General features: G+C 70.7%; 26 protein-coding genes. 17 read left to right on the top strand and 9 right to left on the bottom strand.

Annotation, left to right across the window (positions count from 1 at the left end):
- Positions 1–3: 3 nt before the first annotated feature.
- The 12 genes from ACQUQF_RS18730 (at position 4) to ACQUQF_RS18675 (ending at position 9623) form a co-directional block, all read left to right on the top strand.
- Positions 4–585 carry a V-type ATP synthase subunit E gene (locus ACQUQF_RS18730; protein WP_435180654.1) on the top strand — a complete coding sequence of 194 codons (582 nt, stop codon included), beginning with the start codon at positions 4–6 and terminating at the stop codon, positions 583–585.
- On the top strand, positions 582–1643 hold the full coding sequence (locus ACQUQF_RS18725) for a V-type ATP synthase subunit C (protein WP_435180653.1): 1062 nt from the start codon (positions 582–584) through the stop codon (positions 1641–1643). The genes ACQUQF_RS18730 and ACQUQF_RS18725 overlap by 4 nt, the downstream gene beginning before the upstream one ends.
- Positions 1640–1981, top strand: coding sequence for a V-type ATP synthase subunit F (locus ACQUQF_RS18720; RefSeq protein WP_435180652.1), 342 nt, complete (start codon positions 1640–1642; stop codon positions 1979–1981). The genes ACQUQF_RS18725 and ACQUQF_RS18720 overlap by 4 nt, the downstream gene beginning before the upstream one ends.
- Entirely contained in the window at positions 1978–3744 is a 1767-nt protein-coding gene (locus ACQUQF_RS18715) for an ATP synthase subunit A (protein WP_435180651.1), read from the top strand. Before ACQUQF_RS18720 ends, ACQUQF_RS18715 begins: the two co-directional genes overlap by 4 nt.
- Positions 3745–3748: 4 nt before the next feature.
- A complete protein-coding gene (locus tag ACQUQF_RS18710; RefSeq protein ID WP_435180650.1) occupies positions 3749–5176 on the top strand; it encodes an ATP synthase subunit B in 1428 nt (475 codons plus the stop codon).
- A gap of 224 nt (positions 5177–5400) precedes the next feature.
- Positions 5401–6099 (top strand): V-type ATP synthase subunit D, encoded by a 699-nt coding sequence (locus tag ACQUQF_RS18705; protein WP_435180649.1) that lies wholly within the window; start codon positions 5401–5403, stop codon positions 6097–6099.
- Positions 6100–6321: 222 nt separating this feature from the next.
- On the top strand, positions 6322–6717 hold the full coding sequence (locus ACQUQF_RS18700) for a DUF6276 family protein (protein ID WP_435180648.1): 396 nt from the start codon (positions 6322–6324) through the stop codon (positions 6715–6717).
- Positions 6718–6773: 56 nt separating this feature from the next.
- Entirely contained in the window at positions 6774–6983 is a 210-nt protein-coding gene (locus tag ACQUQF_RS18695) for a DUF6684 family protein (protein WP_435180647.1), read from the top strand.
- 156 nt (positions 6984–7139) lie between these two features.
- Entirely contained in the window at positions 7140–7319 is a 180-nt protein-coding gene (locus ACQUQF_RS18690; RefSeq protein ID WP_435180646.1) for a hypothetical protein, read from the top strand.
- Between the two features lie 261 nt (positions 7320–7580).
- Complete coding sequence (locus ACQUQF_RS18685; RefSeq protein ID WP_435180645.1) at positions 7581–8063, top strand: TRAM domain-containing protein; 483 nt, start codon at positions 7581–7583, stop codon at positions 8061–8063.
- A 190-nt stretch (positions 8064–8253) separates the two neighbouring features.
- Complete coding sequence (locus ACQUQF_RS18680; protein ID WP_435180644.1) at positions 8254–8736, top strand: Tfx family DNA-binding protein; 483 nt, start codon at positions 8254–8256, stop codon at positions 8734–8736.
- 101 nt (positions 8737–8837) lie between these two features.
- A complete protein-coding gene (locus tag ACQUQF_RS18675) occupies positions 8838–9623 on the top strand; it encodes an SDR family oxidoreductase (protein WP_435180643.1) in 786 nt (261 codons plus the stop codon).
- On the opposite strand, the gene ACQUQF_RS18670 is transcribed toward ACQUQF_RS18675, so the two are convergent.
- The 4 genes from ACQUQF_RS18670 to ACQUQF_RS18655 are packed head-to-tail and all read right to left on the bottom strand — an operon-like array spanning position 9624 to position 11621.
- A complete protein-coding gene (locus ACQUQF_RS18670; protein WP_435180642.1) occupies positions 9624–9884 on the bottom strand; it encodes a hypothetical protein in 261 nt (86 codons plus the stop codon).
- A 43-nt stretch (positions 9885–9927) separates the two neighbouring features.
- Positions 9928–11031: a mannose-1-phosphate guanylyltransferase gene (locus ACQUQF_RS18665; RefSeq protein WP_435180641.1), complete on the bottom strand. Its 1104-nt coding sequence runs from the start codon at positions 11029–11031 to the stop codon at positions 9928–9930.
- A gap of 2 nt (positions 11032–11033) precedes the next feature.
- On the bottom strand, positions 11034–11312 hold the full coding sequence (locus ACQUQF_RS18660; RefSeq protein WP_435180640.1) for a DUF7091 family protein: 279 nt from the start codon (positions 11310–11312) through the stop codon (positions 11034–11036).
- A 51-nt stretch (positions 11313–11363) separates the two neighbouring features.
- Entirely contained in the window at positions 11364–11621 is a 258-nt protein-coding gene (locus ACQUQF_RS18655) for a DUF7322 domain-containing protein (protein ID WP_435180639.1), read from the bottom strand.
- A gap of 141 nt (positions 11622–11762) precedes the next feature.
- Between ACQUQF_RS18655 and ACQUQF_RS18650 the strand changes: the two genes are divergently transcribed.
- From ACQUQF_RS18650 to ACQUQF_RS18630, 5 genes are all read left to right on the top strand, one after another.
- Positions 11763–12482: a LysE family translocator gene (locus ACQUQF_RS18650; RefSeq protein ID WP_435180638.1), complete on the top strand. Its 720-nt coding sequence runs from the start codon at positions 11763–11765 to the stop codon at positions 12480–12482.
- A 131-nt stretch (positions 12483–12613) separates the two neighbouring features.
- Positions 12614–13552 (top strand): replication factor A, encoded by a 939-nt coding sequence (locus ACQUQF_RS18645; RefSeq protein WP_435180637.1) that lies wholly within the window; start codon positions 12614–12616, stop codon positions 13550–13552.
- A gap of 1 nt (position 13553) precedes the next feature.
- The gene (locus tag ACQUQF_RS18640) at positions 13554–14261 is read left to right on the top strand and encodes an RPA family protein (protein WP_435180636.1); all 708 of its coding nucleotides are present in this window, start codon (positions 13554–13556) and stop codon (positions 14259–14261) included.
- Positions 14262–14456: 195 nt separating this feature from the next.
- On the top strand, positions 14457–14702 hold the full coding sequence (locus ACQUQF_RS18635; RefSeq protein ID WP_435180635.1) for a hypothetical protein: 246 nt from the start codon (positions 14457–14459) through the stop codon (positions 14700–14702).
- Positions 14695–15012, top strand: coding sequence for a hypothetical protein (locus ACQUQF_RS18630; protein WP_435180634.1), 318 nt, complete (start codon positions 14695–14697; stop codon positions 15010–15012). The genes ACQUQF_RS18635 and ACQUQF_RS18630 overlap by 8 nt, the downstream gene beginning before the upstream one ends.
- A 15-nt stretch (positions 15013–15027) precedes the next feature.
- Here ACQUQF_RS18630 and ACQUQF_RS18625 read toward each other — a convergent pair whose 3' ends face one another.
- From ACQUQF_RS18625 to hutU, 5 genes are all read right to left on the bottom strand, one after another.
- Positions 15028–15432: a universal stress protein gene (locus tag ACQUQF_RS18625; RefSeq protein ID WP_435180633.1), complete on the bottom strand. Its 405-nt coding sequence runs from the start codon at positions 15430–15432 to the stop codon at positions 15028–15030.
- Between the two features lie 146 nt (positions 15433–15578).
- Positions 15579–17207, bottom strand: coding sequence for a histidine ammonia-lyase (gene hutH, locus ACQUQF_RS18620; protein WP_435180632.1), 1629 nt, complete (start codon positions 17205–17207; stop codon positions 15579–15581).
- 57 nt (positions 17208–17264) lie between these two features.
- On the bottom strand, positions 17265–18560 hold the full coding sequence (gene hutI / locus ACQUQF_RS18615) for an imidazolonepropionase (protein WP_435180631.1): 1296 nt from the start codon (positions 18558–18560) through the stop codon (positions 17265–17267).
- The gene (hutG, locus tag ACQUQF_RS18610; RefSeq protein ID WP_435180630.1) at positions 18557–19570 is read right to left on the bottom strand and encodes a formimidoylglutamase; all 1014 of its coding nucleotides are present in this window, start codon (positions 19568–19570) and stop codon (positions 18557–18559) included. The genes hutI and hutG overlap by 4 nt, the downstream gene beginning before the upstream one ends.
- Positions 19567–21420 carry a urocanate hydratase gene (gene hutU, locus ACQUQF_RS18605; protein ID WP_435180629.1) on the bottom strand — a complete coding sequence of 618 codons (1854 nt, stop codon included), beginning with the start codon at positions 21418–21420 and terminating at the stop codon, positions 19567–19569. Before hutU ends, hutG begins: the two co-directional genes overlap by 4 nt.
- Between the last annotated feature and the right edge of the window lie 78 nt (positions 21421–21498).

Below are 21498 nucleotides of genomic sequence, written 5' to 3'. Positions count from 1 at the left end.
TCAATGAGTCTGGACACGGTAGTTGAGGATATACGAAACGAAGCCCGCGAGCGCGCGCAGGAGATTCGTTCGGAGGGCGACGAGCGCGCCGAAGAGATCCTCTCGGAGGCGGAGGCCGACGCCGAGGAGATCCTCGCGGAGCAAGAGCAGGAGACGGAACAGGCGATCGCCCAGGAGCGCGAACAGAAGCTCTCCAGCGCCAAGCTGGAGGCCAAGCAGAAGCGGCTCGAAGCGCGCCGCGACGTGCTGCAGGACGTCCGCGAGACGGTCGAGCAGCGCATCGCCGGCCTCGAGGGCGACCGGCGCGAGGAGCTGACGCGCGCGCTGCTCGACGCGGCCAGCGAGGAGTTCGACGACGGCGACACCGTGCGCGTCTACGGTCGCGCCGACGACGACGAGCTGCTGACCGACGTCGTGGCCGACTACGACAACTACGAGTACGCCGGCGAGTACGACTGCCTCGGCGGCGTCGTGGTCGAGAGCCAGCAGTCGCGGCTCCGCGTGAACAACACGTTCGACTCGGTGCTGGAGGAGGTCTGGGAGGACAACCTCCAGGACATCAGCAACCGACTCTTCGAGCAATGACCGCACGAGAGACGGAGGGCGCCTCGAACTACGAGTACGTCACCGCCCGGGTACAGGCCCGGCGAGCCGCGCTGTTCGACGACGAGGACTACCGGAAGCTGATCCGGATGGGTCCGGGCGAGATCGCCCGCTACATGGAGGAGACCGAGTACGAGGAGGAGATCAACGCGCTCGGCTCCCGGTACGACGGCGTGGACCTCATCGAGCACGCGCTCAACCGGAACCTCGCCAAGCACTTCAACGACCTCCTCCGGTGGGCCGACGGCCCGCTGTACGAGTTCATCGCCCGGTACCTCCGGAAGTTCGACGCGTGGAACGTCAAGACGGTCGTCCGGGGGATCTACTCCGACTCGGAGCCCGAGGAGATCCGCGAGGACCTCATCTACGCCGGCGAGCTCGACCGGGCGTTCCTCGACCGGCTCGCCGAGGCGGCGACCATCGAGGACGCCGTCGAGCTGCTCGACCGCACCCGGTACGGCGATGCGCTCGAGGCGGCCTACGACGACTACGAGGAGACGGGCGTGCTGATCCCGCTGGAGAACGCGGTCGACCGCACGTACTACGAGGGGCTCATGGCCGGCGTCACCGAGACCGACAATCGGGCGACCCAGCTGTACGTCGAGTTCCTCCAGGCCGAGATCGACTTCCGCAACGCGCGCAACGCGCTGCGCATCGCGCGGTCCGGCGCGGACCTCGACCCCGCCGACTACTTCATCGAGGGCGGGACGCTGTTCCGCGCGTCGGAGCTGAGCCAGCTGTCGACGAGCGTCGACGAGCTCGCGACGTTCATCCGCGAGAGCACCTACGGTGACGACCTCTCGGCGGCGCTCGACGAGCTGGAGGACGCCGACAGCCTCATCGGCTTCGAGCACGCACTAGACGCTGCACTGCTGGAGTACTCCGACCACCTCTCGCACGTCTTCCCGCTGTCGATCTGTCCGGTGCTGGCGTACGTGCTGGCCAAGGAGCGCGAAGTCGACAACATCCGCGCCATCGCTCGCGGCCGCGAGGCCGGCCTGAGCGAGGACGAGATAGAGAGCGAACTGGTGATGCTATGAGCCAGGAGATCGCAGTCGTCGGCAGTCCCGAGTTCACCACCGGGTTCCGGCTCGCCGGCGTCCGGAAGTTCGAGAACGTCCCGGACGACGAGAAGGAGACGGAACTCGACGACGCGGTGACCCGCGTCCTCGACGACGACGACGTCGGCATCGTCGTGATGCACGACGAGGACCTCGACTACCTCTCCCGGCAGGTCCGGCAGGAGGTCGAGACGAGCGTCGAGCCCACGATGGTCTCCATCGGGGGCGGCGCGGGGAGCGGCGGACTGCGCGACAAGATCAAGCGTGCGATCGGTATCGACCTTATGGACGAAGACGAACAAGGTGACAACGAATGAGCCAAGCAACTGAATCCGACGCGGTTCGAGAGGACGGCGTCATCGAGAGCGTGAGTGGACCGGTCGTGACCGCCACTGACCTCGACGCCCGGATGAACGACGTCGTGTACGTCGGCGAGGAAGGGCTGATGGGCGAGGTCATCGAGATCGAAGGCAACCTGACGACGATCCAGGTCTACGAGGAGACCTCGAACGTCGCGCCGGGCGAACCGGTCGAGAACACCGGCGAGCCCCTGTCCGTGGACCTGGGCCCGGGCATGCTGGACTCCATCTACGACGGCGTCCAGCGCCCGCTGACGGTCCTCGAGGACAAGATGGGCGCGTTCCTCGACCGCGGCGTCGACGCGCCCGGCATCGACCTCGAGAAGACCTGGGAGTTCACCCCCGAGGTCAGCGAGGGCGACCGGGTCTCGCCCGGCGACATCCTGGGCACCGTGCCCGAGACCGAGAGCATCGACCACAAGGTGATGGTCCCGCCGAACGCCGAGGGCGGCGAGGTCGTCCGCGTCGAGAGCGGCAACCACACCGTCGAGGACACGGTCGTCGAGCTCGACAGCGGCGAGGAGATCTCGATGCGCCAGGAGTGGCCGGTCCGCGAGGCCCGGCCCTCCGCCGACAAGAAGACGCCCCGGACGCCGCTCGTGACGGGTCAGCGCGTGCAGGACGGCCTGTTCCCGCTGGCGAAGGGCGGCACCGCGGCGATCCCCGGCCCGTTCGGCTCGGGCAAGACCGTGACCCAGCAGCAGCTGGCCAAGTGGGCCGACGCCGACATCGTCGTCTACATCGGCTGCGGCGAGCGCGGCAACGAGATGACCGAGGTCATCGAGGACTTCCCGAACCTGGAGGACCCGGTCACCGGGAAGCCGCTGATGTCCCGGACGTGCCTCATCGCCAACACGTCGAACATGCCGGTCGCGGCCCGCGAATCCTGCGTGTACACGGGCATCACCATCGCGGAGTTCTACCGCGACATGGGGTACGACGTCGCGCTGATGGCCGACTCCACCTCGCGGTGGGCCGAGGCGATGCGCGAGATCTCCTCGCGGCTCGAGGAGATGCCCGGCGAGGAGGGCTACCCCGCGTACCTGGCCGCGCGCCTCTCGGAGTTCTACGAGCGCGCCGGCTACTTCGAGAACATCAACGACACCGAGGGGTCGGTCACCGTGGTCGGCGCCGTGTCGCCGCCTGGCGGCGACTTCTCGGAGCCGGTGACCCAGAACACGCTGCGCATCGTCAAGACGTTCTGGGCGCTCGACGCCGACCTGGCCGAGCGCCGCCACTTCCCGGCCATCAACTGGAACGAGTCGTACTCGCTGTACAAGGACCAGCTCGACCCGTGGTTCGAGGAGAACGTCGCCGAGGACTGGCCCGAGCAGCGCCAGTGGGCGGTCGACGTCCTCGACGAGGAGGACGAGCTCCAGGAGATCGTCCAGCTCGTCGGCAAGGACGCGCTGCCGGAGGACCAGCAGCTCACGCTCGAGGTCGCCCGCTACATCCGCGAGGCGTTCCTCCAGCAGAACGCGCTCCACGACATCGACACCAACTGCCCGCCGGAGAAGTCCTACCTCATCCTGCAGGCCATCCGGACGTTCAACGACGAGGCGTTCGAGGCGCTCGACGCCGGCGTGCCGGTCGACGAGGTCACCGCCATCGACGCCGCGCCCCGGCTGAACCGCATCGCGACGACTCCCGACGACGAGGCCGAGGAGTTCGTCGCCGACCTCGAAGACGAGATGAAATCGCAGCTTCGAGACCTCTACTAGAACCATGAAAGAGTACCAGACAATCACGGAGATCAGCGGTCCGCTGGTGTTCGCCGAAGTCGACGAGCCCATCGGGTACGACGAGATCGTCGAGATCGAGACGCCGAACGGCGAGACCAAGCGCGGACAGGTCCTCGAATCGAGCGACGGGCTCGTCTCGATCCAGGTGTTCGAGGGGACCGAGGGTATCGACACCAAGAGCTCGGTCCGGTTCCTCGGCGAGACGATGAAGATGCCCGTCACCGAGGACCTCCTCGGGCGGGTCCTCGACGGCTCCGGCAACCCCATCGACGGCGGTCCGGAGATCGTCCCGGACGACCGACGCGACATCGTGGGCGCGGCCATCAACCCGACCGCCCGCGAGTACCCCGAGGAGTTCATCCAGACCGGCGTGTCCGCGATCGACGGCATGAACACGCTGGTCCGGGGTCAGAAGCTCCCGATCTTCTCCGGGTCCGGGCTGCCCCACAACGAGCTCGCGCTCCAGATCGCGCGACAGGCGACCGTGCCGGAAGAAGAGGAAGCGAGCGAAGACGGCGAGGGCTCCGAGTTCGCGGTGGTCTTCGGTGCGATGGGCATCACCGCCGAGGAGGCCAACGAGTTCATGGAGGACTTCGAGCGGACGGGCGCGCTGGAGCGCTCGGTCGTCTTCATGAACCTCGCGGACGACCCCGCGGTCGAGCGGACGGTCACGCCGCGGCTCGCGCTCACCACCGCCGAGTACCTCGCGTTCGACAAGGGCTACCACGTGCTGGTCATCCTGACGGACATGACCAACTACTGCGAGGCCCTGCGCGAGATCGGCGCGGCCCGCGAGGAGGTGCCGGGCCGGCGGGGGTACCCCGGGTACATGTACACCGACCTCGCGCAGCTCTACGAGCGGGCGGGCCGCATCGAGGGCCGCGAGGGGTCGGTCACCCAGATCCCCATCCTCACGATGCCCGGCGACGACGACACCCACCCGATCCCGGACCTCACCGGCTACATCACCGAGGGTCAGATCTACATCGACCGGAACCTCAACTCCCAGGGCGTCGTCCCGCCGATCAACGTGCTGCCGAGCCTCTCGCGGCTGATGGACGACGGTATCGGCGAGGGGCTGACCCGCGAGGACCACGGCGACGTCTCCGACCAGATGTACGCCGCGTACGCGGAGGGCGAGGACCTCCGCGACCTCGTGAACATCGTCGGCCGCGAGGCCCTCTCCGAGCGCGACAACCAGTACCTCGACTTCGCCGACCGGTTCGAGGACGAGTTCGTCGACCAGGGCTTCGACACGAACCGCGACATCGGGGACACGCTCGACATCGGCTGGGACCTGCTCGGGATGTTCCCCAAGCAGGAGCTCAACCGCATCGACGAGGAGCTCATCGAGAAGTACTACCCCGAGGACGCCGAGGAAGAGACGGCCGAGGAAGTCGCGGCGGACTGACCGCCGTCTCCTCCTTCCGCGGTCCCGCTACAGCGCACGACACTACCGTTTTCACGCCCGGACGACGCCGACCGCCGAGTGCTGGCGTTCGGCACCGCGTTCGTTCCGCCGGTTCCTCGCCGTATAAATCAGGGATTACTGCCGAGACCGGGAGTATCGGCCGCCTCCGCGGGGCACGGCGACTGTAAAAGGTTAACCCGTTCGAGCCACAAGCGTCTGGCAAGATGGCCAACGACGTCAAGCCCACTCGGAAGAACTTGATGCAGATCGAGGACCGCATCGAGCTGTCCGAGCGGGGCCACGACACGCTGGAGCAGAAGCGCGACGGCCTCATCATGGAGTTCATGGACATCCTCGACCAGGCCCAGGACGTGCGCTCGGGGCTGGAGGACAACTACGAGGAAGCCCAGCAGAAGATCAACATGGCCCGGGCGATGGAGGGCGACGTGGCGGTCCGCGGGGCGGCCGCCGCCCTGGAGGAGCACCCCGAGATCACCACCGAGTCGAAGAACATCATGGGCGTCGTCGTGCCCCAGATCGAGTCCAGCAAGGTTAGGAAGGGGCTCGACGAGCGGGGGTACGGCGTGCTCGGCACCAGCGCCCGCATCGACGAGGCCGCCGAGGCCTACGAGGAGCTGCTCGAGAGCATCATCCTCGCCGCGGAGGTCGAGACCGCGATGAAGAAGATGCTGACCGAGATCGAGACCACCAAGCGCCGGGTGAACGCCCTGGAGTTCAAGCTCCTGCCCGAGCTCAAGGAGAACCAGGAGTACATCGAGCAGAAGCTCGAGGAACAGGAGCGCGAGGAGATCTTCCGCCTCAAGAAGATCAAGGCCAAGAAGGAGGAGGAGGAGAAGGAGGAGCGCGAGGCCGCCGAGGCCGAGGCCGCCGAGGAGGCCGAGACCGTCGCCGCCGACGACTGACAACCTTTTACTCCGCTCGGGCGGCCGGGAGCCGAGGGCTCTCGGCCGCGCTCGCGGGCAACACGTCGATGAAGAGCCTGCGCTCCTCCTCCGTTTCACTCCGGTCGTCGCTTGGCCTGCTCACAGACGTTCGCTCGCAGCAGGTGGCCCTGCACCGACCGCATCACCATCACCGCCGCCGCTTCCACCCACGCTTTTCACCGCTGCCGACCAACTCCGGACATGACCTGTCCCGAGTGCGGCGGCGAGCAGGTGGCCTTCCGGGTCCCCGCGGACCTGCGCGAGTACCTGCCGGAGACCAGTGCGTTCGCGGCGCTCTGCGCCCGGTGTCTCCGCCTCGAACCCGCGGACGACGCCCCCGACGGGGAGCCTGACTTCGCCCGTATCGGGGACGCGTTCCCCGGCGGCGAGACCGGCGCGGCGATGGCGCTCGCGGTCGGGCTGCTCGACTCGCTGGCGCTCTACCGCGGCGAGATCGGGGCCCTGCTCGAGCGCGTCGAGCGCGGCGGGACCGATCCGCTGCTGGTGCTGGACCGCCTCGACGCAGAGCCCGGTGTCGAACCCGACTTCGACCTCGACCGGCGCCGGACGCAGGCCGAGCAGCTCCTCTACGGGTGAGCCGACCGGTCGGACAGCCACCGACGTTAAGCCGCTCGCGACCGTTCCTCCCGTGCATGGCCCATCCAGTGTTCAACCGCGAGACGCTGCTGGACATCTCGGTCAACATCGTCCCGCTCGGCATCCTCGCGTTCTTCATCCTGATGTTCCTCCTCAACTCGCCGTGGCCGTCGTCGCTGTTCATCTCGGTGATCGTCCTCGGACTCCACATCGTTCCGTTCGTCGGACTCGCGATACTCACCTACGTCGCCGCCACCTACCTCTGAGCGCCGACCGCTCGGGCGTGTCGGAGTCCGACGTCGCCCGGACCGCCTCGCGAACAGTTTCCCATCGCCAACCGGTCGCACACTGCCGCAGTCGGTCAGTTTCACTTTCACTCCGGGTGGCTCACCTTGATATAACTCCCGCGATACGTCCGTAGTATGATAGCCGAGTTCGCCCGCGGAGAACGCACCGCCGACGCCGACGACCGGACGATCCTGGACGTCTCCGACGTCGAGACCGACCGCGTGACCGAGTACGTCGGCGAGTGGTTCGCCGACGTGGGCGACGTCTACCTCGAACGCAAGGGCGGCAAGACGTACCTCGTCGCCGGCGAGTAGGACGGCGACGTCCCCAGGGGCAGTTGCGTCGCGAGCGAACGAGCGTAGCGAATGAGCGAGCGGGCCGAGGAGCCCTCGAACGAGCGCCCGAACGGATCGAGGGCGCGAGTGAAGGGGTGACGGAAGTTCGGAGGATGCAGGCCGTCTTCCGGTCGTTTTCATCAACGTTTTACAAGGGAGGGCCGCCGAAGGCGGTCCGACCGCAGTAAAAGGTTGGGTCGGTACGTAAAGGTTTAGGTAGCCCGGCAAGTAGCCACAGCCATGCCGGACTGTCCACTCGCCGAAGAGTGCCCGAGTTTTCAGGAACGCATCGCGGGGATGGGGTGCCAGCACTACGGCGACCGCGGCGGGGCCGAGTGGTGCCAGCACTACAGCCAGCCCATCAAGGAGCTCAAGACCGCCCCGGTCCAGCCGGGCGAGGAGGTCGTCGTGGACGTCGAGGACATCCACGAGAGCGGCGCCGGCGTCGGCCGGACCGACGACGGGTTCATCGTGATGGTCGACGGCGTCCTGCCGGAGGCCCGCGCGAAGGTCAAGATCACGAACGTCCACGGCAACCACGCCCAGGGCGAGGAGCTCGAGCGCCTGCCGATGGACGGCGAGGAGGAGGAGGAGGGCGAGACCGACGCCGACGCCGAGGCCGACGCGGCCGACTCGGACGGCGACGCCGACGACGCCGACGACAGCGACGACGGCCCCTCGCGGCCCCAGCTCGGGAGCCGGGACAACTTCTGGGGCAGCTGAGCCGGCTCGACCGAGCAATCGCGGCGGGATGGACAGTCCCAACAGCGTTCCTCGCGGCGGGCGGCGGCTCGACCGCGCCGGCCCGACCCCGTCGGCGCGGTCGTCGCGGGTTTTTACATGCCGAGCGCGTACGTGGAGCCATGACCGAGCGCCACGCGCGGAGCCGGTCCGGACCCGGAGGTGGTCGACCGTGAGCGGGGAGTACGACGTCGACGAGCTGCTCGACCGCGCGGGGTTCGACGCCGACGACAGCGTCCTGACCCGGCGGCAGGCCGAGGTGCTGGCCCTGCGCGAGCGCGGGGTCGCCCAGGCCGCCATCGCCGACCGGCTGGGCACCTCGCGCGCCAACGTCTCCAGCGTCGAGGCCAGCGCCCGCGAGAACGTCGAGAAGGCCCGCGAGACGGTCGCCTTCGCCGAGGCGCTGCGCGCCCCGGTCCGGGTGGTCGTGACCGCGGGCACCGACCTCTACGACGTGCCCTCGCGGGTCTACGACGCCTGCGACGAGGCCCGCGTGAAGGTGAACCACGCCGCCCCGGAGCTGATGAAGCGGGTGAGCGACGAGGCCGGCGACGCCGTCGAGGGCCGGGAGGTCCAGGAGGACCTGCTCATCGGCGTGACGACCGGCGGCGAGGTGACCGTCCGGAAGTCCCGCGAGGCCGGCGCGGAGGCGTGAACGCGCGGGAGGCCGACCGCCGGGAGACGGCGAGTCCGGGGTTCCCCGAACGGATAGCCGCCACCAAGACACCTTTTATCGCGGCCGCCGAACCGCCGCACATGGACCTGGGACTGGACGGCAACGCGGCACTGGTAACGGCGAGTTCGAGCGGGCTGGGCCGGGCCTCCGCGAAGGCGCTGGCCGCCGAGGGCGCCGACGTCGCCATCTGCGCCCGCGGCGAGGAGAAGCTGGCGGACGCCGAGGAGGAGATCGACGCCGCGGGCGACGGCGACGTGGTGGCGGTCCCGACAGACATCACCGACCCCGACGAGATCGAGGCGCTGGTCGACGCCGCCGTCGAGGAGTTCGGCGGCCTCGACCACCTGGTGACCTCGGCCGGCGGCCCGCCGAGCGGCCCGTTCCTCGAGACGTCCGAGCGCGACTGGTACGAGGCCTACGACCTGCTGGTGATGAGCGCGGTGTGGCTGACGAAGGCCGCCCACCCGCACCTGGTCGAGAGCGACGCCGGCAGCGTCGTCAACGTCACCTCCACCAGCGTCCGGGAGGCCATCGACGGGCTGGTGCTCTCGAACGCGGTCCGGCGCGGGGTGATCGGCCTGATGAAGACCCAGGCCCGGGAGTTCGCCCCCGACGTCCGGGTCAACGCGGTGCTGCCCGGCGCCCACGAGACCCCGCGCATCCAGGAGCTCGTGGAGTCCGCGGTCGAGCGCGGCGAGTACGACAGCTACGAGGAGGGGCTGGCGGCGTGGGCCGAGGACATCCCGCTGGACCGCGTGGGCCGGCCCGAGGAGTTCGGCGACGCGGTCGCGTTCCTCTGCAGCGAACGGGCCAGCTTCATCAACGGCGCGGCCGTGCCGGTCGACGGCGGACGGCTCCGGAGCTAGTCAGGACTCGATCTTCTCGACGATCCGCTCGGCCTGTTCGCGGGCCTTCTCTTCGCCCACGCTCTTCTTGATGAGGACGCTCTGGACCTCCCAGTCGTCGCCGTCCGTGCGCTTGCCGGTCCGGACCTCCGCGCCCTCCGAGACGTCCCGGGCCGCGTTCGCGGCCCAGTCGGGCGTCCGTATCTGGTCGAACTCGTCGGGGTCGCGGAACCGGACGTGGATGAACTCGTCCTCGGTCTCGACGGACTGGACGTCGGGCATGACACAGGTAATACGTCGTACGTGACGAAAAGTCGACTGGCCGTCAGAACCGGCCCTGCTCGCGCAGCGCCGCCACCACTTCGCGCACGCGCTGGGCCTCGTCCTTCGGCACGACGACCACCCGGTCGTCGTAGGCCGCGACCGCCAGGTCGTCGACGCCCACGACGCTGACGTGGGTCTCCCCGTCGGTGGCGACGACGTTGTCCGCGGCGTCGATGGTCAGCGCGTCGCCGAGCACCGCGTTCCCATCGTCGTCGGGCTCGACCACGCGCTCGACGGCGTCCCACGACCCGACGTCGTCCCACTCGAAGTCGGCGGGCACGACGTAGGCGTCGTCGGTGCGCTCCATGATCGCGTAGTCGACGCTGACCGACTCGACCGCCGCGAACCCCCGTTCGGCGTCGCCGGCGTCCAGCGCCTCGACCAGCGGCGCCAGCGGCGAGTCGCGGGCCTCCCGGAGCAGCGCGTCGGGGGTCCACGCGAACAGGCCGGCGTTCCAGTAGAAACCCCGGTCGACGAACCGCTCGGCCGTCGCCCGTTCGGGCTTCTCGCGGAACCGCTCGATCTCGGCCCACTCGCCGGCTGATTCGCCGGGCTCGATGTAGCCGTAGCCGGTGGCCGGTCGCGTCGGCTCGACGCCGAACGCGACCAGCCCCTCCGTTTCGACTGCGGCGCGGGCCGCGGTCCGGGCCGTCGACGCGAAGTCGCCGGCGATCAGGTGGTCGCTCGGCACGCAGAGCAGGACGCAGTCGTCTCCCTCGCGGCCGCGCCGGTCGCCGATCCCGTCGCGGACGCCGCGGCGCTGCTCGCGAACGCGGTGGGCGGCGTAGACCAGCGCCGGCCCCGTGTCCTTCGCGGCGGGTTCGACGACGACGCCCGCCTCCGGGACCGCCTCGCGGACGCGGTCGGCGTGCTCCGCGGCGGTCGAGACGTACACCTCGTCGGCGAAGCCGACCCGGGAGACCGTCCGGGCGAGCAGCGAGTCGTCGGACTCGCCGGCGTTCTCGCCGCCGGTCTCCCGCCCGGGGCCGAGCGAGAGGAACTGCTTGGGCCGGTCGGCCCTGCTGGCGGGGTAGAGCCGGGTCCCGGTCCCGCCGGCCATCACGAGCGCGACGATCGGGCGGTCGACCCCTTCGTGCCCGCTCATCCCTACCACGTCTCGACCCGGCCGTCGCGCACGTCGCGGACGCACCCCTCGCAGTCGGGGTGGTCGGGGTCGAAGCAGGCGGGCCGCGCCCGGGCGTCGAGCTCGACGGCCCGGCGCTCGGCGTACCGGCGGCAGACGATGCGGGCCTTCCCCTCCGCGTCCTGCGGGAGGTCGGCCAGCGCGGCCCGCCGGGCGTTGGCGTAGGCCCGCTTGGCGTCGGCGTACTGCCGGCCCGCCGACCGGATCTTCGAGCGGAGGAAGCTTTCGAGGCGGTCGTCCATGTGGACGTTCGTTGGCGTTCGCGCAAGATAGGTCTTGTTCGTGGGGAGCCGCTACGACCGGTACCGCCGGTAGAGGACGACCGAGAGGCCCAGGACGGCCAGCCCACCGGCCGCCAGCGCGCCGCCCAGCGCCCGCTGGCCGCGGAAGGCCGCGAGCATGACCCCGAGCGCGGCCGCGAAGAGGCCGACCTGCACCGTCACCGCGAGGACGACGAACGCCCGCAGCGTCTCCGGCGCGGCGTCCCGGAGCCCCCGGCGCAGGTCCCGGTCGGCCTCCTCGTCGTCGGGCGAGAGCGGATCGAGGAACACCTGCCGGGGTACGGCGAGCGCGGACAACAAACGTGTGGCCGGTCGAACCGGGACCGCGCCGCCGCGATCGGCGGTTCGGGCCGGCCGAACTGCGGCGAGCGCCAGGCTTAACACCGCCACCGCCGACTCTCCGGTAACCGAATGCTCCCGGGCATCGACCTCCAGGCCTACCTCGTGTTCGTGACGGCCGCGATGGCGCTCATCCTGACCCCGGGGCCGGACACCGTCTTCGTGCTGACGCAGGGCGTCTCGGCCGGCAGGCGCGGCGGCCTCGCCTCCGCACTGGGGGTCAGCACGGGCATCCTGGTCCACACCACCGCGGCCACCCTGGGGCTGGCCGCGCTCCTCCGGGCCTCGGCGCTGGCCTACGCCGCGGTCAAGTACGCCGGCGCGGCCTACCTCGTGTACCTGGGTGCGAAGACGCTCTGGCGAGGCCAAGACCTGGACCTGGCGCCGGACCACGACCCGGCGAGCGACGGCGGCGGGACGCCCACCGGCCCCGACGCCACCGGCGAGGCGCCGGGAGACGGTGGGGCGGACCCCGACCTCCGGGCCGGGTTCCTCCGGGGCGTGGCGGTCAACGTCCTCAACCCCAAGGTCGCGCTGTTCTTCCTGGCGTTCCTCCCGCAGTTCGTCGGCGGCGGGGCGGCCGGGTCGGGCGCCGCGCCCACCGCCGGGATGCTGGCGCTCGGCGGCACCTACGCCGTGCTGACCGCGGCCTACCTCGGGACGGTCGGCCTGGTCTCGGGCGGGGTCCGGTCGGCGTTCCGCGCTCGCCCCCGCCTGGCCGACGGCCTCCGGTGGGTCTCGGGGTCGGTCCTCGCGGGGCTGGGAGCGGCGCTCGCGCTCGACGCCCGGTAGCCGAAACCCCGGGCGAGACCGGCCGACGGCTTCAGTTTCACTTTCACTCCGGGGACACCGAGGTTTTTATACCATAGCGCACTAACCCCTCTACGTCTCCCGAAGAAAACGACGCGGAGACGGATTCGACAATGAGCGATGTGCGCCAGCACGCCGAAGACGTACGCGAACAGTTCTCCGAACACTTGGACCTGACAGTCGAGGAGGTCGAGCAGCGGCTCGACAACCTCGTCAACGAGTACCGGGTGCCCATCGAGGAGGCCCGCCGGAGCGTCGTCAGCCACTACCTCGACGAAGCGGGGCTCGAGCGCGACGACGTCAGGAGCGGCGGGGGCGGTGGCTCCGAGCAGATGAGCGTCGAGGACGTGGACGAGGACGAGATGTGGCTCGGCCTCACCGCCAAGGTCGTCGACCTCTGGGAGCCCCGCAGCGACGCCGTCGGGCAGGTCGGCCTGCTCGGCGACGAGACGGGCACCATCAAGTTCACCAAGTGGGCCGACTCCGACCTCCCCGAGCTGGAGGAGGGGAAGGTCTACCGCTTCGGTAACCTCGTCTCCGACGAGTACCAGGGCGACTACTCGGTGAAGCTCAACCGGACGACCACCGTCGAGGAGCTCGACGAGGACATCGAGGTCGGCGACAACACCGAGGAGGTGACGGGCGCGCTGGTGGACATCCAGAGCGGGTCCGGGCTCATCAAGCGCTGCCCCGAGGAGGGCTGCACCCGCGTCCTCCAGAACGGGCGGTGCTCCGAGCACGGCGAGGTCGAGGGCGAGTTCGACCTCCGGATCAAGGGGGTCCTCGACGACGGCGTCGAGGTCCACGAGGTCATCTTCGACAAGGAGGCCACCGAGGAGCTGACCGACATCGGGCTCCAGGAGGCCCAGGACATGGCGATGGACGCGCTCGACACGACCGTCGTCGCCGAGGAGATGCGCGAGAAGACCCTCGGCAAGTACTACCGCGTCGCCGGCCCCACGATGGGCCGGTACCTGCTGGTCGACGAGATGGAGGAGCTCGCCGGGCCGACGGATGCCGAAGACGTCCTCATCAGAGCGAGGTCGATGTGACATGAGCGGAACGCCAACCAGAGAGGTCGCCCGGCGCGTGTTCGCGACGGAGTTCAACGACGCGACCCACACGTTCAAGGAATCGGACGAGGAGCGAGCCCCGGTGTACGTCCTGCTGCCGACCGGCGCCCGCGCGAACCGCATCTTCATCGTCGGCACGCTGACCGAGACCGAGGACGTCGGCGAGGACAGCGAGTACTGGCAGGGCCGGGTCGTGGACCCGAACGGCGACCCGTTCTTCGTCTACGCCGGCCAGTACCAGCCCGAGGCCGCGAGCATGCTCCGCGAGCTCGAGCCGCCGGCCTACGTCGCCATCGCCGGCAAGCCCCGGACCTACGAGACCGACGACGGCAACGTCAACGTCTCCGTGCGGCCCGAGTCCATCACGACGGTCGACGCCGACACCCGGGACCGCTGGGTGGTCGAGACGGCCGAGCAGACCCTCGACCGGATCGAGGCGTTCGACGACGACACCAACGAGTACGCCCGGATGGCCGAGGAGCAGTACGACCTGCCGGCGGACCGCTACCGCGAGGCGGCCATCTCGGCGCTCGAGAGCCTCGACGACGGCCCGACGGGTAGCGACGACACCGACGGGAACGAGGCGACCGCCGACGGCGAGGCGACCGACGGGAGCGGACCCGCCGAGGACGCCGACGGCGAGACGGCCGACTCCGACGCCGCGGCCGAACCCGAACCCCAGGCGTAGCCGACGGTTCGGGCTCGACACCGACGCGACGCAGGCGAACCGACGCGGAACCGACTTTCGGGGGTGAGAGGGGAGACAGGCGACTACCGAGGACCGAGAGAACAGCGCGACAAGTAGCCCAGCGACCGCGCGTCGAAACACGCCGGGTGGTACCAGCACCCGGACGCTGGGCGTGCCCCACGAACGAGCAGCCCAATGGCTACGAATACGCCACGATTACAAGAAAGTACCGGGACGGTCACCGGCCCCCACGTCGGCCGGGACAGCGACGGCGACCGCGACCACCGCTACTGGCGGTGCGAGCGGTGCGGCCTCGAGACCACCGACCCGCGGCTCCGGGAGGGGTGCTTCCGGTGCGGCGGCGACGGCGTCGCACCGAGCACCGCCGACCGCGCGAGCCGGGACCCCCGCGGCGGGGACGCCGGAGGCGGGGATGGTTGACGACCGCGAGTCGCCCAGCGCCGGGTGGCGCGAGGTGTACCACGAGATGGAGGCCGACCCGAACGTCGAGGAGCCGACCGCCCGCTGTCCCGACTGCGGGCGACCGTGCGAGAACGTCGCCCGCGACGTCTACGACTGCGAGGAGCACGGCCTCTTCCGGGCGTCCGGCGGCGGCCGAAGCGCCGACGACGGCGACGAGGTGACCGACGACGAGGTGCCCGACGATCGGGCGACCGGCGACGACCGGGACGCGCCCGAGAGCGACGACGCCGAGGAGATCGACCGCTGGGTCCGCGGGACGGCCGACTGACCCGCGACCGACCGGTCACTCGCTCGGCCGGCCGGCCCCGACGACCAGCGTCGGCCGGGACCCCTCCAGGAGCACCTGCTGGGTGACGCTGCCGAACAGCGCCTTGCCCGCCGGCGTCCGGCCGCGGGGCGCGAGACACAGCAGGTCGGCGTCGACCTCCTCGGCGGTGTCGAGGATGGCCGCCGCGGCGTCGCCGCTGGCCTCGGCGTACGTCACCTCGATGCCCTCGTCCTCGAGGTACTCGGCGGCCCGGCGCACCGCCGCGACCTGGTGGACCGACGCTCCCTGCGGGTTCTCGTCGTCGAAGTCGTGGAACAGCGTGACCGAGACGTCGCCGTCCCGCGGGAGGTCGGCGATGGCCTTCGCCTGTTCGAGCGCGCGGTCCTCGTCGGTGCCGATGGCTGCGAGTATCCGGTACATGGTCGCTGATATGTCCTAACGGCCTATAAATCGGCCCCACGGCTCCCGGAGGCCGGAAACGACCGGGACGCTTTTTACCCGGTTCCGGCTCCCTGTCAGAACGACGAGACGGACCGCTCGCCGACCACCGGGCGGCGCCACGGCGTTCAGTCGAGCGACTCGCCGAGCGCGGCCTCGACGCGCTCCTCGAGCAGCCCCGACGCGACCAGCGCGTCGGCCCGCTCGATGTCCTCGTAGACGGGTCGGTCCTCGACCAGCGGCGGCACCGCCTCGCGGACCGCCCCGTAGGCCGCGCCGGTGCCGACGCCGTGGGCGAGGTCTTCCGGTACGAACTCCGCGGCCTGCGCGCCGCAGAGCAGCTCGATGCCGACCACGGTCGTCGCGTTCTCGACCGCCGATCTGGCGTCGAACGCGCTCTGGGCGCTCATGCTCACGTGGTCCTCCTGGTTGCCGCTGACCGGGGTGTTGTCCATCGACGGCCGGCCGGTCGCGCGGTTCTCGTTGAGGAGCGCGGCCGCGGTGTACTGGGCGATCATGTAGCCCGAGCGCAGGCCGCTGCCCTCGGTCAGGAACGGCGGCAGGTGGGGCTCCTGGACGTTGGGGTTGACCATGCGGTCGACCCGGCGCTCGGCGATGGCCGCGAGCTCGGTGACCGCGTTGGTCAGGTAGTCCAGCGGGAGCGCGAGCGGGTCGCCGTGGAAGTTGCCGCCCGACAGCACCGCGGCGTTCTCGGTGCCGGAGGCCCGGCCGTCGGTCTCGTCGGGGTCGAAGATGAGCGGGTTGTCGGTCGCGCTGTTGAGTTCCACCTCGACGGCGTCGCGGAGGTGGTCGACCGCGTCCCGGACCGCGCCGTGGACCTGCGGCAAACACCGGATCGAGTAGGCGTCCTGGACCCGGTCGCAGTTCCGGTGGGACTCGACGATCTCCGAGTCGGCGGTCAGCCGCTTGACGTTGCGGGCGCTGGCGGCGTGGCCCGCGTGGGGCCGGACCCGGGCGATGGAGTCGTCCGCGGAGGCGGTGGTGCCCATCGTCACCTCGGTCGTGAGCGCCCCGGCGACGTCGGCCGCCCGGACCGCGCGCTCGGCGTCGACGACCGCCAGCGCCGCGAGCCCGGCCGACAGCTGGGTGCCGTTGATGAGCGCCAGCCCCTCCTTCGCGCGGAGCGTCAGGGGGTCGAGGCCCGCGGCGGCGAGCGCCTCGTCGCCGGGCAGTCGCCGGCTTTCCGCGTCACTGTCCCCGCCGGACTCGACCTCGACGTCGGCCTCGCCCTCGCCGACCAGCACCAGCGCGAGGTGGGCCAGCGGGGCGAGGTCGCCGCTCGCGCCGAGCGAGCCCCGGGACTTCACGACCGGGTGGACGCCCTCGTTGAGCATCGCGACCAGGTGGTCGACGACGACCTCTCGGACGCCCGAGTGGCCCTTGACGAGCGCGTTGACCCGGCCGACGAGCAAAGCGCGGACCTCCTCGCGGCGGAGCTCCCGGCCCGCGCCGGCGGCGTGGCTCCGGACCAGGTTGAGCTGGAGCTGCTCGATGTCCTCCTGCGGGATGCGCTCGTCGACGAGCTCGCCGAAGCCGGTGTTGAGCCCGTAGACGACCTCGCCGGACTCGACGACCTCCTCGACGCGCTCGCGGGCGGTCCGGACCTCCTCGCGGGCCGACTCGGGCACGACAACCGGGGCGTCCTCGCGGGCGACCCGGGCGACGTCTTCGGGGGTCAGGCTCTCACCGTCGGCCCGGACCGGCTCCGGGTCGCCGGCCGAATCGGAGTCGGTCACCGTCGACCACCCCGTCGGTCACGGCGACCCGTCTCGTCGGTCGCGCGGGCCTCCCCGTCAGCCACGGTGGACCACCTCGCCGTCCTTCAGCACCGTCCCGACCGCGTTCACGCCGAAGTTGTACGGGACGTGGACGTGGCTCGGCGCGTCGAGCACCGCCAGGTCGCCGGGCGCGCCCCGCCGGAGGGTTCCGACCGTCCCGGGCAGGTCGAGCGCGACCGCCGCGTTCGTCGTCGCGGCCACCAGCGCCTCTGCGGGAGTCATCCCCATCTCGACGCAGGCCAGCGAGGCCGCGAAGCCCATGCTCTGGCTGTAGCAGTTGGGGTTGAAGTCCGTCGCGATCGCCACGTCGGCGCCCGCGTCGATGAATGCCCTGGCGTCGGCGTAGTCGGCGCCGAGTCCGAAGGCGGTGCCGGGCAGCAGCACCGGCACCACGTCGCTCTCGACGAGGGCCTGGATGTCCTCCGCGGTCGAGTGGAGCAGGTGGTCGGCGCTGGCGGCCCCGACCTCGGCGGCGAGCTGCGTCCCGCCGATGCGGGCCAGCTCCTCGGCGTGGACCTTGGGGGTCAGGCCCGCGTCCTTCCCGGCCTCCAGCACCCGGCGGGACTGCTCGACGTCGAAGACGCCCTCCTCGCAGAACACGTCGCAGAACTCCGCGATGCCCTGCGATTCGACCGCCGGAATCTGGTCGTCGACGACCTCGTCGACGTAGTCGTCCGCGTCGCGGTCCTCCGGCACCGCGTGGGCGCCCATGAACGTCGGCACCACGTCGACCGGGTGCTGGTCGGCGGCCCGGTCGATCGTCTCCAGCATCCGGAGCTCGGTCTCGGTGTCGAGTCCGTACCCCGACTTGACCTCCACGGTGGTCGTCCCGTGGGCCAGCATCGTGTCGAGGTGGCCCAGCAGGTTCTCCAGCAGCTCCTCGTCGCTCGCCTCCCGGGTCGCGCGGACGGTCCGGAGGATGCCGCCGCCCTCCTCGAGGAGCTCCTGGTAGGTCCTGCCCCGGAGCTTGGCCTCGAACTCGTCGGAGCGGTCGCCCGCGAACAGCGCGTGAGTGTGGGGGTCGACGAACCCCGGGATCACCGACTTGCCGGTGGCGTCGACGGCGTGGGCCGCGTTCTCCGGCGGGAACTCCCGGGTGACGGGGCCGGTGGGGCCGACCCGGGCGACCTCGCCGTCCTCGATGGCGACCGCGGCGTCCTCGTAGATGCCGAGCCGGGTCTCGTCTCGCTCGACCCGCTCGTCCGCCTCGTCGGTCTCGGCCGCTCCGTCGCCCGGGCCCTCGGGCTCGCCGTCGCTCGGTTCGAGGGTGACGACCTCGGCGGCGTCGTAGACGACCGCGGTCAGCGTCATCGCCGCCCTCCCGTCCCGCCGAAGTCGGCGCTCTCGTCGCCCGCGTCGCCCGGTTCGGCCCCGCGCGACTCGCCGGTCGACCGGGCGCTCAGCAGGTGGGCGACCGACCGCGCCCCGGCGGTCGCGGTCAGGTTCGCGGTGCCGGACTCCAGCGGCGGCGCGCACTCGACGACCTCGAAGCCGGCGAGGCGGTCCTCGGCCCCGACCAGCCTGAGCGCCCGGAACAGCTCCCGCGACAGGACGCCGCCGGGCGTCGGCGCGCTCACCCCGGGCGCGGCCGACGCGTCGAGCACGTCGAGGTCGACGCTGGCGTAGATGCGGTCGACGTCGCCCATGGCGTCGAGCGCCCGATCGACGGCGTCGACGACGTCGTCGCCGACCTCCTCGGCGGTGACGACCTCGCCGCCCCGCTCGCGGACGTACTCGGCGTACCGGGTGGAGGTCTCGAAGTGGCGGGCGCCGACGCAGGCGTAGGCGTCCAGCCCCTCCTCGTAGAGCTGGCGGTACGGCGTCCCGCTGGTCGGCCCGCGGCCCTCGCGGACCTCCCGGACGTCGAGGTGGGCATCGAAGTTGACGACGCCGAGGCTCCCCTCGTCGAGGAGGGGCGCGGCGTTCGGGTAGGTCAGCGAGTTGTCGCCCCCGAGGAACACCGGGAACGCGTCGGTGTCGTGGACCCGCTCGGCGATGGTCCGGACCCGCTCCTGGAGGTCGGCGACCGACTCCACCTCGCCGTCTCCGGGCGTCACGTCGCCGAGGTCGGCGACCGACCCCACCGGGCCGGCGTCGAAGTGGTGGGTCTTGGTGCCGGCGAGGTGCCGCCGGAGCGCGGCCGGCCCCTCGGCGGCGCCCTTCCGACCGATGACCGCCCGGTCGAACGGTTCGCCGACCAGCACGGCGTCGAAGCGGTCGGCGTCGGCGATGCTCGCGAGTTCGACCACGTGGCCGAACTGTTCGTCGTTGGCGTCTGTTGAGGGTCCCATCCAGTCGTAGGTGCGTCGGAGTTCGGTCATTCTCGGTCCCGCATCGGTACCGCGACGTTCGACTCGTCGGCCTCCGCGAGCGCCTCGTCGTAGCCGGCGTCGGCGTGGCGGATCACCCCCGTGCCGGGGTCGGTGGTGAACACCCGCCGGGCCTTCTCGGCGGCGAGGTCCGACCCGTCGAGCACCACGTGGTTGTTGGCGTGGAGGGCGTTGCCGATGCCGACCCCGCCGCCGTCGTGGACCGACACGATGTCTGCCCCGGCCGCGCAGTTGAGCAGCGCGTTCAGGATGGGCCAGTCGGCGACCGCGTCGGACCCGTCGCCCATCGCCTCGGTCTCGCGGTTGGGGCTGGCCACGCTGCCGGCGTCGAGGTGGTCGCGGGTGACCACGACCGGCGCCGAGATCTCCCCGTCGGCGACGAGTTCGTTGATGCGCAGCGCGAACCGGGCGCGCTCGGTGAGTGCTCCGGCGGCTTCGCCGCCCTCGCCCCGAGACTCCGCCGGAGTCTCGCTGTCTTCGTCGTCTCCCGCTTGGTATCCGAGCCAGCACACCCGCGACGGGAGGCCCTGGAACTCCACCCGCTCCTGGGCGAGGTCGATCCAGCGGTGGAGGTGGTCCTTCTCGGGGAACAGCTCCGTGACGGCCTCGTCGGTCCGGCGGATGTCCTCGGGGTCGCCCGACAGCGCGGCCCACCGGAACGGCCCCTTCCCGCGGCAGAACAGCGGCCGGATGTAGGCCGGGACGAAACCGGGGTAGTCGAAGGCGTCCTCCATGTCGCGGTGGTCCTCGACCTGCCCGCGGATGTTGTTGCCGTACTCGAAGGCCACGGCGCCCGCCTCCTGCATGTCCAGGATGGCCCGGACGTGGCGCTCCATCGTATCGAGGCTCTCCTCGACGTACGTCTCGGGGTCGTCCTCACGGAGCTGGTCGGCCTCCTCGACCGTGTAGCCCGAGGGGTAGTAGCCCTTGAGTTCGTCGTGGGCGCTGGTCTGGTCGGTGACCACGTCGGGAACGAAGTCCCGCTCCAGCATCCCCTCCAGCATGTCGGCGGCGTTCACGTGGACGCCCACGGAGTAGGCCTCCCCGCTCTCGGCGGCCTGCCTGGCCCGCTCGATGGCCTCGTCGAGGTCGTCGGTCTTCTCCTGGCAGTAGCCGGTCTCGATGCGGCGGTCGATGCGGTCTTCGTCGACCTCCGCGGCGATGCAGACGCCTCTGTTCATCGTGACCGCCAGCGGCTGGGCGCCGCCCATCCCGCCGAGTCCGCCGGTGACGACGATCTTGCCCTCCAGGCCCTCGTTGTCCGGGTAGTGCTGCTCGGCCAGCTCCGCGAGGGTCTCGTAGGTGCCCTGGATGATGCCCTGGGTGCCGATGTACGCCCACGATCCCGCGGTCATCTGGCCGTACATGATGAGCCCCTTGGCCTCGAGCTCGTGGAAGTGCTCCCAGTTGTCCCACTTGCCCACGAGGTTGGAGTTGGCGATGAGCACCCGGGGCGCCCGCTCGTGGGTCTCGAACCGGCCCACGGGCTTGCCCGACTGGACAAGCAGCGTCTCGGTGTCGCCCAGCTCGCGCAGCTCGGCCACGATGGCGTCGTAGGCGTCCCACGACCGGGCGGCTCGGCCGGTGCCGCCGTACACCACCAGCTCCTCGGGCTTCTCGGCCACTTCGGGGTCGAGGTTGTTGTTCAGCATCCGGAGCGCGGCCTCCTGGCGCCACCCCTCGCACTCGATGTCGGTGCCGGTGGGCGCGCCCCGGTACTCCTTCCACTGGTCGCTGGGCTCCCCGATGTCCCACTCCGGCTCGGCCTCGGCCTCCTGGTCGGTCACCGCGTCGGCGTCGCCGCGTTCCTCGCCGGGCTGTTCCGGTTGGCCTTCGCTCATACCACATCGTTCGGGCGCGAGACGCAAATAGCTGAATACCGCCCTACGGAGCGGTATTTAAGTACCGTGGCCGGGAAC

Source organism: Halorussus sp. AFM4 (assembly GCF_051194995.1).
GTDB lineage: Archaea > Halobacteriota > Halobacteria > Halobacteriales > Haladaptataceae > Halorussus.
The sequence above is the reverse complement of the archived record's forward strand: the minus strand, read 5'-3'. Positions and strand labels throughout refer to the sequence as shown.